We start from the raw sequence: 13,399 nt of genomic DNA, 5'->3' as shown, positions 1-13,399 counted from the left end.
CAACCTAATCATACGAATTTTATTTTTTGTATTACTGAGGTGGCAACGATGAGCTATGTTGCACGAGAATTGAGTCAAAAGCATAAATTTTTGCTTGGTTTTGGATCGTTTTTAATTCCAATTTTAATCTGGTGTGCAGTGAGTTATTTGCCTTTTATTTGGCATCCCCAAGTTCAAATCACAGATTCTGGTAGCACAACATTTTTACAACTCGATAGCCGTGTCAGTAGAGAAGTTTATTATGCTGAAGCGCAATTGGCAGTCGATCAAGGACTGCCACCACCTCGGGGAATTTTGGTCAATCCCATTTACCTACCCGCACCAGATGAAGTCGCTACAGCCTTAGTGACCGCATTTACAACGCCACCCGCTCAAGCAAATGCACCATGGTTTCATGAAAGTTTATGGCACAGCATTAAACTGGTGTTTACCGCATTTTTTATTTCTTCTTTGATCGGGATTCCTTTGGGTATTCTTTGCGGTTTTTCTCATAAAATTTCTCAGTTAACTGAACCTTTTGTAGAGTTCTTTCGCTATCTGCCTGCACCAGCCTTTGGCGCTCTTGCTGTTGCGATTTTGGGCATTAATGACGCACCTAAAATTGCCATTATTGTGATTGGTACCTTGTTCCAACAAATTCTGATTATTGCCAATACCACCCGTCTGGTCGACCGCAGTCTTATTGAAGCTGGATTCACCTTAGGAACTAATAAAATCAAAAGTTTATTTTATGTGGTCATCCCTGCTGCACTCCCAGAAATTTATCGAAACCTTCGTGTACTTTTAGGTTGGGCTTGGACCTATTTAATCGTTGCAGAACTCATAGGAAGTACATCCGGTATCACGTGGTTCATCACTCAACAAGCTCGCTATCAAAACTTTGACAATGTTTTTGCCGCAATTTTGATTATCGGTTTGATTGGTCTGATTTGCGACGTGATTTTAATGAAACTTGGACAGCAATTATTTAAATGGAAAACGGGAGTTCGCTAATGTCTTCAGCACTTCAACCCTCAGATTTTGATGCCCGCGCTTACTTTGACAAAATTTACGCTCGTCCCGTCATTTTAGAAGCAAAAAATCTCACCCAAAAGTTTAGCCACGGAAAAACTGAGCGCACCATTTTAAATACTTTAGATTTAAAAATTCATAAACGTGAATTTATCTGTGTTATTGGTCCTTCAGGATGCGGTAAATCTACCTTTAGCCGTATTGTGGCAGGTCTTGATCCATATACCAGTGGTGAATTACTGGTAGACGGTGAAATCATCACAGGACCGAGTCCAGAGCGTGGCATGGTTTTCCAAGGCTACACACTGTTTCCATGGAAAACGGTAAAAGAAAATGTCATGTTTGGTCCACTCATGCGAGGTGCCAGCAATGCTACAGCTGAGGCGCAAGCCCGTGAATGGATCAACATTATCGGACTTGAAAAATTTGAGCAGCAATACCCTCATGAACTTTCTGGAGGGATGAAACAACGCGTTGCCATCGCTCGCGCGCTCGTGAATCAGCCAAAAATTCTCTTAATGGATGAACCCTTTGGGGCTTTAGATCCTCATACGCGTCAAAAAATGCAAAAGCATCTGATCGATCTTTGGGCCAATATCGATATCACGATTATTTTTGTGACACACGATATGGACGAGGCAATTTTACTGGCCGATCGGATTGTGGCATTGAAGGCCAATCCTGGCGAAATTAAGGAAATCATTGAGGTTGATCTACCAAGACCACGTCAGCATGAATTGATGCTCACTGAAAAATTTAAATCTTTAAGACAACGTGTAGATGCTTTGGTACATTCTGAAGAAGATGAACTTGATCCAGCTCTCGCAGACTTACCTAAAATTCCTAGAATGACCAAGGTCAGTCATTCTAAATAAGGCGCTATATCCTGATCACACAAACGGTCAGGATAAAGCATGCAACATCAATCCTTTTGACCACACCATTTTAAATGCAGCCTTGGATTAATCACGACTTCATTTCATCACTCTCAATTCTCCCATCTACCAATTGAATGGTTCGATCACATGTAGCGGATAATCGTGGATCATGGGTCACTAACAATACCGCACAATTTTGTTGCTCATTTACTTCACGAAACAGCTCAAAGACTTCGCTCGCTGTTTGACTGTCCAAATTACCTGTAGGTTCATCAGCGAGGAGTAAAGCAGGCTGAGTGATTAAAGCTCTGGCGATTGCGACACGTTGTTGTTGCCCACCAGAAAGTTGACTGGCTTTTCGTTGTGCAAATTGACTCAATCCTACCGCTTTTAACAAATCATGTGCCCGATCTAAAGCTTGCTGATTGGGTTTGCCATGCGCCAACATTAGAGGCATCAAAACATTCTCAATAACGGTGAACGCTTGAATCAAATGATGAAACTGAAACACAAATCCAATGCTCTTTCCACGCAATTCCGTTCTTTGTTGATCTTCCATTTGACTGGTTGGTTGACCAAGTAAATAAATTTCACCACTGGTGGGTTGATCCAGTAAACCTAAAATATTTAATAACGTACTTTTACCTGAACCTGAAGGTCCAATTAACGCAGCAAAATCTTGACGATGTATCGCAAAATCAATCCCATGCAGCACTTCAATTTCATTGGGTTGTCCAATGTTATAAGACTTTTTCAAAGCCTCTAAACGTAGTACTTCATCATGATTAGACATGACGGATTGCCTCCACAGGATCTAAACGCGCTGCACGACGGGCAGGAATCGCCGCTGCAATTAAACCGCTCAATGTTGCAAGTAATAAAGCGGATCCAATCAAATAAGGTGAAATTGGAATGTAGAATAACCCTGGGCCAAATTCATTAAATGACCAAACCAATGCATAACTGGTCAGGATTCCAACAATAGAACCAAGTAAGCCGAAAATCGCACCTTGAATGAGAAAGATCATCAAAATTTGTTCTCGGCTCGCACCTGTCGCACGCAAGATTCCGATCTCACGTGTACGCTGTACCACTGTAATGGAGAGTACGCTGGCGATCGCAAATGCAACAGATATTCCAACAAATATAATAATCATATTGGTTGAAAGACTTTGCGCTGAAATCGCATTCATCAATTGCGCATTACTTTCAATCCAACTTTCAGCTTTTAATCCAGTGAGACGATGAATTTGCGTTGCGACCTGATCTGCGGAGAAAATATCAGAAATACGAAGATCAATAATGGTAACCCCACCCGGCAAACCCAATAAAGACTGTGCCCGCTTTAGATCGATATACATATATCGTGAGTCTAGTTCTTTGACTCCGAGTTCAAAAATACCCGTTACATTCATGACGGCGTTAATATCTTGACCGTTATCAACGCGAATTTTACTGCCTACGCGCACACCAAGGTCTTTGGCCAACTTACTTCCGATGAGTACATCATCTGCTTTTAAACGAAGCTGACCAGTTTTTAGATATTCTTGCAAAGGTACAATACGTTGATAACGTGGTAAATCAATCCCCATAATCGCAACTGACTGAATCGCTTCCCCCCGTTTTACCAGTGCAGGTCCTGAAACCATGGGAGAAACGGCATTGAGCGTCTTGATATTGTCTAGATTTTCAAGAACTTCTTGCCAGTTATTGATCGACTTGAGTCTTTGAGCCCTTTGATCTTCATGGATAATGTGTGCTACGCCCTCAGGCACTTTAACGACGCGATTGACCTCATCTGGTGCATGTAAACTAATATGTGCCTGAGTGCCCAACGTACGCTCAATCAAATTGGACTGAAGCCCCTGAATTAATGCACTAATAAAGACAATAACGGCAACACCAATAGCAACACCACCAATAATCATCAGTGTTTGACTGCGACCCTCGCGTAGAAACCCAACAGCGATGAGCCAATTGGTCCATAAACGCTTCATCTTCACAGTGCTTGTACCTGCTTAGTTCTGACACGCTGATCCGCTTTTACTTGATCAGGCTTTATAACGACCTGATCATTGTGATCCAACCCTGATAAAATTTCAGTCATGGTGGTTCCACGCAATCCTAATTTTACAGATTGACGTTGGACCTTACCTTGTCTTATCACCATAACTTCAGCCTGCGTGGTTGAAGGGTCAATAAGCGCATCATTGGCTATTACTTTGGTTTTATTTCGACGTGCTGTTTCGACATTCACTGAGACTGTCATATCTTGCTTCAAAAAATTGGGTACAGAATTCACCGCCAATTTGACTTCAACCGTACCACGTTGAGGATCAATATTAGGTGCAATAAAGTTAACTTCAGCTGGAAATGCTTGCTCTGGATAAGCATCTGCAATCACTTCCGCTTTTTGACCCAATTTCAGATAAGGTAAATTTTGCTCATCGACCGCCACTTTAATTTGCGTTGGACTATCAACTGCGACTGTAAAAAGCACTTTCCCAGGTTGAATCGCATCCCCTTTTTCGACTTCACGCGTCAAGATCGTACCCGATACTTGCGCCCGAATTTCACTTTTTGCCAATTGAGCGCGTAGCGCATTTAATCTTTCGCTTAAGGTTTTTTCTTCCACTTGACCTGGAGCAAGGCTTTGCGCCTTCAGTTTTGCCGCAGATAATTGATTTCTGGCTAAGCGTTCAGCTTCTAAAGCTTGTTCTTTTTCTTCAACAGAAAGCACTCCCGGTTCCGTTTGCTGACGACGTCTTGCTTCGCGACTGGCTTGTTGTAATTGGAATTCTGCCGTTTTCAATTCAACCTGCGCTTGTGGATAGCGAATTTTCCGCAATTCCTCTAGCGCAACTTCTGCTTCACGGACTTGTGCTTTTAAATCATCAGATTGAATAATTAACAGTACATCTCCTGCTGCTATTCGTTGACCTTCTTGCACGCGTCGCTCAATCACCACACCCGAAATTTCACTCCCAATTTCACTACGTGCTACATTTTCAGCACGACCTGAAGCAACCACTGTTTGAATCAGTGGTTTTTCTTCGATTAGGTAAGTTTCGACTACAGGACCTTGCCACCAACGGAAAATGAAATATATCCCACCAATCGAAATGAGCAGAATGAGAATCCACCATTTTCGTTGTTTTAAAATACGCAAAGCTTTATCTCCCAATAGGCCTACTTCAGTTTATATTGTCGAGTACAGTAAGCTCTTAAAATATCTGGTGAGCGCTTGTGAAGATGCTTGGTATTCCGCCCCGCAACACGTTTACGCCACATTTCAAAACTACTTTTTTTTAATTGTTGTCGCATCAATCGAATAACTGCACTTTCGTTTAATCCGTATTCCAGCAGAATGGCTTCAAAGGGTGTCCGATCTTCCCATGCCATTTCAATGATTCTAGAAATATCAGCTGTTGTATACAACGCACATGATCCTTTTTTATACGCATTAAACTTCGATGTTAATTGTTCATTCGTGAAAAATATGTGATTTTTGTTGATTTATAGACACTTCATACACGCTAATGCATTCATCGCATAAAACGATTGATTTTATAATTTTAATCCGTTTCCTAGTTTTTTCATTTTTATCTATTCTTAATCCATACAAGGTAGGCAACTCTGTTGCTCTACCGACCAATCATTCAGTCCAACTTTATGCCCAGTGCAAGCCCCTCTGCACTGGGCTTTTTTTTATTTAAATGATTCAACCAATTTTGGATAAATCAGCCCATCAATATCTAGTTTTACCGTATAAACTCCATTTTCAAGATTAAACTTATTAACATGATAAGTTGATCCATAAATAGAATCTAAAGTTGAGGAGCGTTTAAATACCTTTTGATTTGCCTCAAGATCCAACAAATGTGTGCCTTGAATAAATTGTTCATATTGCTCAGGTTCAACACCAACACGCTTAGACATAATCATCAAAGCATCGTTTCTGGTCTCAGGATCTTGAATATATTTGACGGTTCGATCCCATACTTGTAGCACTTTTTTCCATTCTGCTTGATGCCTAGATAAATGCGTCATATTTACCGTCAACGTATCATAGATCAATCCTGGTTTATCTTGAGAACTATAGATGATTTTGGACCCAGCTACGCTTTTTAAAGCTTGATTTGCTACAGGTTGCCATACAGCGATGGCATCCACATCTGGGCTGCTAAACACTTGGGGTAATTCGTTGGTTGCTGCATTAATCAGTTTGATTTCATTGGCTGATATATTTTGATCTGAAAGTGCGGTATTCAATAAATTATGATCGACCAGCCCTTTTTCGACTGCAATCGTTTTACCCTTAAGATCTGCCACACTATGAATGCCCTCTTTTGCAAGAATGACATCATTCCCTGATGAATAATCAGTTGCTAAAATCATAATGCCACGCGTTCCACCTGAGGCGATGACCAAATTATCCCCATGTGAAACAGAAACCGCATCCAATTGGTTTGCTGCAAAAGCATTCATAGAGGCTGAATAATCAAACCATTTAAACTCTACGTTTAATCCAGCTTCTTTAAACCACCCTTTCTCAATAGCAACTTGCCATGCCACCCATCCCGGCCAATCACTGTAACCAATCCGAATCGGTTGCATTGATTTTTCGGCTTGAGCATGTTGACTTGGTTCTGGAATTTTTGCGGTTTTATCACAACCCACGAATAACAATGCAGTTCCAATGACTCCCCATACCATCGTTTTCATTGCACCACCTCACCAATGCTCGTGCACTTAAATTTAGTATTGGTAAAATTTGAGGCTTGAATATAATCACGCCATCCACCAAAGTGACTGATATCAAGTGCATCTGCTAAAGCATGGTTTTCACATATAAAGCCTTTCACCCATGTTCCATCAATGAGTTGGACATTGCCAATACCAAGTGGTGCTGGGACTTCAGCAACAATGTCACCGAACAATGCTCTTGGTACATCCCACACTTCCACTTCAATAGAATGACCTGATGTATCTCGTTGTAGCCCCGGCTTAGGTGGCTGAGTATTTTTTAAAGCAAATAGTTTGTAATACGGCGCAGTACGCGTTTTTTTAACCAAGGTGGCTTGTCTGCTCGTTAACTGAAAATTCAGCGGCATGCCTGTAAGATGTGCTCCCACCACTGCCAATTTAACGGTGTGCTCAGATCCTATTGATTTATGAATTTGATAGCCTTGCTTTGACGTTGCTAAATTTAATCCTGAAGTCGCATGCCATTGCTGACCGAAGTGTGCCAAAGCTTGATCCATCCAAGCGCCAGCAACTAAAGTGATACCACTTGGCAAACCATCATCACGGATGACATTCGGAAGTGCCAATGCAGATAAATCAGCAAAATTAACAAAATTGGTATAAGCCCCCATATGCGAATTCTTTTGGATCGGATCTGCTTCAACATCTGCAATGCGATAAATCGTAGGAGCTGTTGGCACCATCAACGCATCATAATTTTCTAATTGAAGATTGATCTGCCTAGCCCATTCTGCACGCTGATACTCATCTTGCATCACGTCTACAGCATTGAATTGATCAGCTTGATCAATAATTTGCTTAATTACCGGATGACATTGCTCACGTCGAACTTTGTGTTCGACGGCATGCGTACGCTCCGCAACCCATGAGCGGTTATACAATTCAGCAGCCAATTGATTAAATACTGTGAAATCAATCTCTTCAACTTGAAATCCGAGCGATTTCATTCGAGCAATGGCTGTTTGAAATGCTTGCTCACTTTGAGTATCACCATAAAATTCTAAGTGATCTGGGATTGCAATCTTGCCCTTCGAAAATTGTGTCGGAACTGTTCTCGGATGCTGTCTTGAATAAGCATCGGTCGCATCATAACCTTGCATCAATTGCGCTACTGTCCAAGCATCCTCTACTTGAGTTGCAAAAATTGAGATCACATCAATACTTCGACATGCAGGGATTAAACCTGTGGCTGAAAACCAGCCTTTGGTTGGTTTGAGTCCGACAATATTATTTAAACCCGCGGGAACTCTGCCGGAACCAGCTGTATCAGTACCGAGGGCGAACGGTACATATCCATTTGCTACTGCAACCGCTGAGCCAGAGCTTGATCCACCGCTAATATAATCCGGATTGAAACTGTTTTTTACAGCCCCATAGGGTGAACGCACGCCAACCAATCCCGTGGCAAATTGATCTAGATTGGTCTTGCCCACCACGATTGCACCAGCAGATTTAAGCTTAGCGACGACGGTTGCATCTTGCGTTGCTAAATAAGCCGCATCTGGGCACGCCGCAGTGGTATAGAATCCAGCAACATCAATATTGTCTTTGACAGCAAATGGCACGCCATATAACGGAAGATCAGCAATATCCTGATGGGCCAATGCATCAATCTGCGCCTGTATTTGCTCGGCACTGGCTATTGAAATCCAAGCGTGATCATCATTGGAGAATTCAGCAACATAACGCTTCAAATCATTCAGTTGAATAGTTTGATTTGCATAAGCCTGTTGCCAATCTTGTATAGTCCATAATGTCTGCACGGCGGTGCTCCTTATACGTGTTCCGAATTTTGAGGAATAGGTGGCATGACTGCATCCATCAGCTCTAAATGCCCCTTAATTACCCCTTTTAATGCTTTAAATTGCTCACTGATGGCTTTTAGGTCACTGCTGACCCCTTGCATCAACATCACCTGCATGACTTTGTCATCATCTAATTGGATATGTAGTGAACTAATCACCTGAGTCAAAAACTGTTGCTGTAAATCAATAAGTTGTGTTCTTAATGGCTTTAAACTGACGTCATACAATAAGGTTAAAGTACCGACCATGACTTCATTTCGGCTAACAAGGTCATTGATCAAATGGTGGTTAATCATGTCAACAATGGCTTGAGATCGGCTTTCATAATGTTGATCTACAATTTTTTGATCCATAGCCTGCAATGTATGTTCAGGTAAAGTGATGCTGATCCGCGCCAGCTTCTGTTTAGGCACGTTTGAGCTCCTTAGGTTTTTGAGATTGTTGTAGGTGTAAACCCGCACGGACACTCATCAGTTCAATGAAGAATTGAAGGATGGGATGCTTCGATTGTTTGGATTGATTTGTCGTCATCTGCAGCACCTCTAGGTATTACAAAAAAAAGAATTGGTAATACTTGGTAAATGCAGAAAGCGTGCCAAAACTTTTCTTGAGATATATAAAAGAGAGCTAGAAAAAAAAGTCGTCGGAAAGATTCAAAAATGTGCATGAATCAAAATTGTGCACTTGATTTGTTCAATGTTCAGAAATGCAAAAAGACCGCCTTTCTGGAGATAGACGGTCAACTCGAATGGTTATTATTTTGTCTTCTTGTTCTAATGAAATACTTTACTGGATATCAGTGACGAACTCCTCACGCGGAATACGGAATTTCTTCAATCCAATTAACCAATCTTTTTCTGGATTACGGCGACCTAGTGCCAATAGCACCACAGACTTTAAGCCTTTTTCTTTTAAACCTAATAATTCATCCAGACCGTCTTTATCAAAACCTTCCATTGGCGTTGCATCTACACCTAACTCAGCTGCTGCCGCAATTGCCATACCAAAACCAATATGAGCCTGTTTTGCAGTATGGTGGTATTGCTGCTCTTCAGTAAACGTCGAGAACAGGTTCTTTAAGTTTTGCACCACATCCATGGTCGTATCTAAAGGTAAATGACGCTCACGATTCATTGCGTTATAGCGTTCATCGATACGCTCGTCTGGAATCGTATCCCAAGCCGTAAATACCAAAAGATGCGAGGACTGGGTAATTTGCGGTTGATTCAATGCAACTGGTGAAATTTTCTCTTTAAGTTCTTGGTTGCTGATCGAGATAATATGGAACGGTTGTAAGCCCGCTGAGGTCGGTGCTAAGCGCGCAGCTTCAAGAATTTGATCGACTAATTCTTGCGGTAGTTTTTCACCAGTCATTTGTTTGGTTGCATAACGCCACTGTAAAGCTTCTAATAATTTCATGTATTTACCTATAATATTTAAATGTGAATATTTTTAATTCTTTAAGCGTATAAACTCGCCAACATTGATTTGAGTGATTGGCTTGGACGACCTAAAAGTTTTTCTAAATCTTGGCTTTGAACTTCATACTGTCGATGTTTAATATCTACAACTGTGCCATGTGTGAGATAGATCAGAAATTCGGGCAAACCGATTCTTTTTAACAGCTGTTGATAGGCTTCTTCAGTGAGATCGTGATATTCCATTGGTATTGTTTTAAGTTGACTTAGCTCATCAGCAATATCTTGATAGCTATAAGTTTGGCTGCCGACTAACTCATAGACCTTATTCTCATGATCATTTTGAATTAAGGCATTTGCTATTGCTTCTCCTAACTCTGCTCTTAGCACATAAGGCACTTTTCCCGCTCCTCCAGAGAGCTGGATGCCTGTATCGATGACCCTTTCACCGATAATTTGTGGAATCGCTTCTGCATACATGGTGTTGCGTAGGAGTGTATATTTCAGTCCGCTTGCTTTGAGGTAATCTTCAGTTTGAAAATGACTGATCATCAAATCTTTCACCGCTGAATTTTCAATATTTTGAATGGACAAACCTGTGTAATACACATGTTGAACACCTGCTTCACGCGCAGCATCGATGACATTCTTATGTTGTTCAAAGCGATTCATTTCCATCGTTGAAATGAGAAGTAACTTGTCGATACCATGAAAGGCTTTGATCAAACTTTCAGGTTGATTGAAATCTCCTTCACGGACTTCAATATGTTCATTGACATAAGGTTTGGCTTTTTCTAAGTTTCTCGCCAATACAGCAAATTCGTTGTTTTGTAACTGTTGCTTTAATTGTTGCACTACACTTCGCCCTAAATGGCCAGTAGCACCAGTAACTAAAATCATTCAATAACCTTGGATTATTTTTGCAATGATGTAATTTATAGGCGAGTTAAAAAACGAGATCACTATACTGTTGTATAGTGAATTTAGGATTTCATTTGATTAAATTTTATGACGAGATGGGAGGATAGATGGCTGATTTTATGAAAGAGAATGCTGAAACATTAAGCGAAGATGACCAATGTAATTTGATGTTTATTGTGGCGCTTAAAAATGCCATGAACGTCATTAATGGCAAATGGAAATTAGCGATTGTTGCAACCATGATTAAACAGCCACGCCGTTTTAATGAGATTGAACGTCTGCTGCAAGGCATTACACCCAGAATGATTTCTAAAGAGCTCAAAGAACTTGAATTGAACAATGTTGTTGAAAAAATTGAGTCTGTTGATGAAACTACGGGTAAAACAACCTCAATGTATGATCTGACGCCATCAGGTCGTGGCCTAGAAAAGTTGATGGTTCAAATGGCGGTTTGGGGACAAGAGCATAAAGAGAGTTTGAAATAATTATAATTTTTTATAGATCGTATCAAGGCTGTCTATATCTAAAATCAATACCACAATTTTTGCATCGATAACTTGGTAAACCAAGAAATCGCCTGCCGATCTCAATTTCACTTTATAAACATCATCTGAGTTAGTGATTTTGTTTTTGGGAATCTTAGTGTTTTGTTATCACTTTGAAAAATAATAAATTACTGCTAAATTAGCTTCCATGTTTGGGGGCTTTTTATGACAGAAAAATTATATTATTGGGCTGAAAATTTAAAAAATTATAGTTCTGACAATGATACGGAATATGATGAAGTTATAGAAATAAAACGACTTAATTTCTTTATTGGCAAAAATAATGCAGGTAAAAGTAGATTTTTAAGATCACTTTTTAGCACTGACATAAAATTTACAGAAATTAATTATGTCGATCCCTCTTCAATGCTATTGGCTTTAAAAGATATTGCATCTGACATCTATCCAAGGAATTTTGCATTCCAAAATAGTTATGGTGGAAATCTAAAAGAGTCTTTTCTAAATTTAATTCAAACAACATTGAATAATCTAAAAATAAATTCAAGAGTCAATTTTAAAAAAAGTTGGGATAATAATCTAACCGAAATTAGAAAATTTTACGTCACAAATGTAGAAAATAAATTTCCAGATTTATTGGAAATTTATGACCAGCAAACCCAGAAATTTCATCAAGAAAATAATTTTTATTATAAATTTTACATTCCTATATTAAGAGGCATGCGCCCTGTTACAAATCAAGAAAACAGACAACCATACATCGAACGTGCCCAAAAAGATTATTTTTCTGATACAGCTAAATTCAATGCTAAAAATATTATCACGGGTGAAAATCTTTATCATGAACTAAAAGTTCATTTATTGGGTGAGCCTGAACAACGTGAACTCATAAAAAGTTATGAAAAAAATTTAAGCCAATATTTCTTTGATAACGAAGCTGTTTCATTGATTCCTAAACATGATCAAGACGTTGTGAATATTAAAATTGGTAAAGATAAACAATTTGCTATATCTCAATTAGGTGATGGTCTGCAACAAGCCATCATTTTGACTTATGAAGCATTTATCAACAAAGATAAAACACATGCTTTCTTTATAGAAGAACCAGAACTTCATATGCATGCAGGTATGGTTCGTCAATTAATGAATTTCTATTTGAATGAAACTAACCATTATTATTTCTTTACCACTCACTCTAATCACCTTTTAGATATGGCAGATGAATCAGACCAGGTCATGATTCAAAAGTTTGTAAAACAACCTAAAGAAAACTCCAATGAGTTTGAGTTTAAAATTTACCGCTGTGACCGAGATCGTGACTTACTTGCTTCTCTCGGTGTACGCCCTTCTTCGGTTTATTTGGCAAACTGTACAATTTGGGTCGAAGGGATTACAGATCGGCTCTATATCACTAAATACATGGAAAAATATTTAGCTGAATTAGAGGAATCTAATGAGGAGCTTTATAAAAAGTATCGTCGCTTCATGCCCAATTATCACTATACGTTTGTAGAGTATGCAGGCAGTAACTTAGTGCATTGGTGTTTTAGCGATAATTATGCAGACCAACTAGAAGATAAAGGTTTAAGTGCTAAAGCCGTTGCAAGTGAAATGCTACTGATTGCAGATGGTGATATTGAAAATAAAGCTGATCGAATTCAAGTCTTAAGAAGTGAGTTAAAGAAAGAAAACTACCTAATTTTAGAATGTAAAGAAACGGAAAATACGCTACCTAAAGATTCTATAGTTAGAGTAGCTATTCAAAGATTTAATCGAATGAGATCTAAAACAAAAGATAGCTATGATATTTCTTTAATTAATAGTATTACTGATGAAAACTATTTCGTTCATAAAGAATTTGGTATTGGTAAACTTTTGGATATTAAATTAAAAAAACCATCGTCTAAAACCAAAAAATCTTTGTTTGCTGATGGAATAGGTGTAGGTACGATCAAATACAAATTAGATTTTTGTCGTGAAATCATCAAAGATTTTGATGAAAATCCTGATTGGCAACTTACACCAAAAGCTAAAGATTTGTGTGAGCGTATTTTTAAGCATATTGAAAGGTGTAATTCAAATTAGAAAAAAGACCG

The 13,399-nt window shown here is 39.3% G+C and carries 14 protein-coding genes; 4 read left to right on the top strand and 10 right to left on the bottom strand.

All coding sequences use genetic code 11. From position 1 onward, the window contains the following. Window positions 1-48 precede the first annotated feature (48 nt). Window positions 49-993, top strand: a complete 945-nt coding sequence (locus AC1M84_RS05270) for an ABC transporter permease (RefSeq protein WP_481594569.1) — start codon at window positions 49-51, stop codon at window positions 991-993. After that, window positions 993-1,886, top strand: a complete 894-nt coding sequence (locus AC1M84_RS05265; protein WP_481594568.1) for an ABC transporter ATP-binding protein — start codon at window positions 993-995, stop codon at window positions 1,884-1,886. The genes AC1M84_RS05270 and AC1M84_RS05265 overlap by 1 nt, the downstream gene beginning before the upstream one ends. A 91-nt stretch (window positions 1,887-1,977) precedes the next feature. Here AC1M84_RS05265 and AC1M84_RS05260 read toward each other — a convergent pair whose 3' ends face one another. From AC1M84_RS05260 to AC1M84_RS05215, 10 genes are all read right to left on the bottom strand, one after another. Then, the gene (locus AC1M84_RS05260; RefSeq protein WP_481594567.1) at window positions 1,978-2,682 is read right to left on the bottom strand and encodes an ABC transporter ATP-binding protein; all 705 of its coding nucleotides are present in this window, start codon (window positions 2,680-2,682) and stop codon (window positions 1,978-1,980) included. Then, window positions 2,675-3,886 carry an ABC transporter permease gene (locus AC1M84_RS05255; protein ID WP_481594566.1) on the bottom strand — a complete coding sequence of 404 codons (1,212 nt, stop codon included), beginning with the start codon at window positions 3,884-3,886 and terminating at the stop codon, window positions 2,675-2,677. Before AC1M84_RS05255 ends, AC1M84_RS05260 begins: the two co-directional genes overlap by 8 nt. Before the next feature lie 2 nt (window positions 3,887-3,888). Further along, window positions 3,889-5,058, bottom strand: coding sequence for an efflux RND transporter periplasmic adaptor subunit (locus tag AC1M84_RS05250; RefSeq protein WP_481594565.1), 1,170 nt, complete (start codon window positions 5,056-5,058; stop codon window positions 3,889-3,891). A 20-nt stretch (window positions 5,059-5,078) separates the two neighbouring features. Then, window positions 5,079-5,327 (bottom strand): TIGR03643 family protein, encoded by a 249-nt coding sequence (locus AC1M84_RS05245; protein ID WP_481587095.1) that lies wholly within the window; start codon window positions 5,325-5,327, stop codon window positions 5,079-5,081. 270 nt (window positions 5,328-5,597) lie between these two features. Further along, window positions 5,598-6,614 carry an ABC transporter substrate-binding protein gene (locus AC1M84_RS05240; protein WP_179998167.1) on the bottom strand — a complete coding sequence of 339 codons (1,017 nt, stop codon included), beginning with the start codon at window positions 6,612-6,614 and terminating at the stop codon, window positions 5,598-5,600. Beyond that, complete coding sequence (gene atzF, locus AC1M84_RS05235) at window positions 6,611-8,419, bottom strand: allophanate hydrolase (RefSeq protein ID WP_481594564.1); 1,809 nt, start codon at window positions 8,417-8,419, stop codon at window positions 6,611-6,613. The genes AC1M84_RS05240 and atzF overlap by 4 nt, the downstream gene beginning before the upstream one ends. 11 nt (window positions 8,420-8,430) lie before the next feature. Beyond that, window positions 8,431-8,874, bottom strand: a complete 444-nt coding sequence (locus AC1M84_RS05230) for a CopG family ribbon-helix-helix protein (protein WP_481594563.1) — start codon at window positions 8,872-8,874, stop codon at window positions 8,431-8,433. Beyond that, on the bottom strand, window positions 8,867-8,992 hold the full coding sequence (locus tag AC1M84_RS05225; RefSeq protein WP_257219874.1) for a hypothetical protein: 126 nt from the start codon (window positions 8,990-8,992) through the stop codon (window positions 8,867-8,869). The genes AC1M84_RS05230 and AC1M84_RS05225 overlap by 8 nt, the downstream gene beginning before the upstream one ends. Window positions 8,993-9,247: 255 nt before the next feature. Then, complete coding sequence (locus tag AC1M84_RS05220) at window positions 9,248-9,880, bottom strand: NAD(P)H-dependent oxidoreductase (protein WP_035263843.1); 633 nt, start codon at window positions 9,878-9,880, stop codon at window positions 9,248-9,250. Between the two features lie 41 nt (window positions 9,881-9,921). Then, window positions 9,922-10,779, bottom strand: coding sequence for an SDR family oxidoreductase (locus tag AC1M84_RS05215; protein ID WP_481594562.1), 858 nt, complete (start codon window positions 10,777-10,779; stop codon window positions 9,922-9,924). A 128-nt stretch (window positions 10,780-10,907) separates the two neighbouring features. Here AC1M84_RS05215 and AC1M84_RS05210 point away from each other — a divergent pair, with 128 nt between their 5' ends. Together AC1M84_RS05210 and AC1M84_RS05205 are read left to right on the top strand one after the other, a co-directional pair. Beyond that, window positions 10,908-11,285 (top strand): winged helix-turn-helix transcriptional regulator, encoded by a 378-nt coding sequence (locus tag AC1M84_RS05210; protein ID WP_481594561.1) that lies wholly within the window; start codon window positions 10,908-10,910, stop codon window positions 11,283-11,285. A gap of 225 nt (window positions 11,286-11,510) precedes the next feature. Beyond that, a complete protein-coding gene (locus tag AC1M84_RS05205; RefSeq protein WP_481594560.1) occupies window positions 11,511-13,388 on the top strand; it encodes an AAA family ATPase in 1,878 nt (625 codons plus the stop codon). Window positions 13,389-13,399: the final 11 nt, after the last annotated feature.

Source organism: Acinetobacter sp. 24-47-66 (assembly GCF_056779755.1).
Note: the sequence above shows the minus strand (reverse complement) of the source record. Positions and strands in the feature narration are given on the sequence as shown.

Coding starts and splice junctions, on each gene's coding strand:
- AC1M84_RS05270 (WP_481594569.1), top strand. CDS start 49: ATGAGCTATGTTGCACGAGAATTGAGTCAAAAGCATAAATTTTTGCTT.
- AC1M84_RS05265 (WP_481594568.1), top strand. CDS start 993: ATGTCTTCAGCACTTCAACCCTCAGATTTTGATGCCCGCGCTTACTTT.
- AC1M84_RS05260 (WP_481594567.1), bottom strand. CDS start 2,682: ATGTCTAATCATGATGAAGTACTACGTTTAGAGGCTTTGAAAAAGTCT.
- AC1M84_RS05255 (WP_481594566.1), bottom strand. CDS start 3,886: ATGAAGCGTTTATGGACCAATTGGCTCATCGCTGTTGGGTTTCTACGC.
- AC1M84_RS05240 (WP_179998167.1), bottom strand. CDS start 6,614: ATGAAAACGATGGTATGGGGAGTCATTGGAACTGCATTGTTATTCGTG.
- AC1M84_RS05225 (WP_257219874.1), bottom strand. CDS start 8,992: ATGACGACAAATCAATCCAAACAATCGAAGCATCCCATCCTTCAATTC.
- AC1M84_RS05220 (WP_035263843.1), bottom strand. CDS start 9,880: ATGAAATTATTAGAAGCTTTACAGTGGCGTTATGCAACCAAACAAATG.
- AC1M84_RS05215 (WP_481594562.1), bottom strand. CDS start 10,779: ATGATTTTAGTTACTGGTGCTACTGGCCATTTAGGGCGAAGTGTAGTG.
- AC1M84_RS05210 (WP_481594561.1), top strand. CDS start 10,908: ATGGCTGATTTTATGAAAGAGAATGCTGAAACATTAAGCGAAGATGAC.
- AC1M84_RS05205 (WP_481594560.1), top strand. CDS start 11,511: ATGACAGAAAAATTATATTATTGGGCTGAAAATTTAAAAAATTATAGT.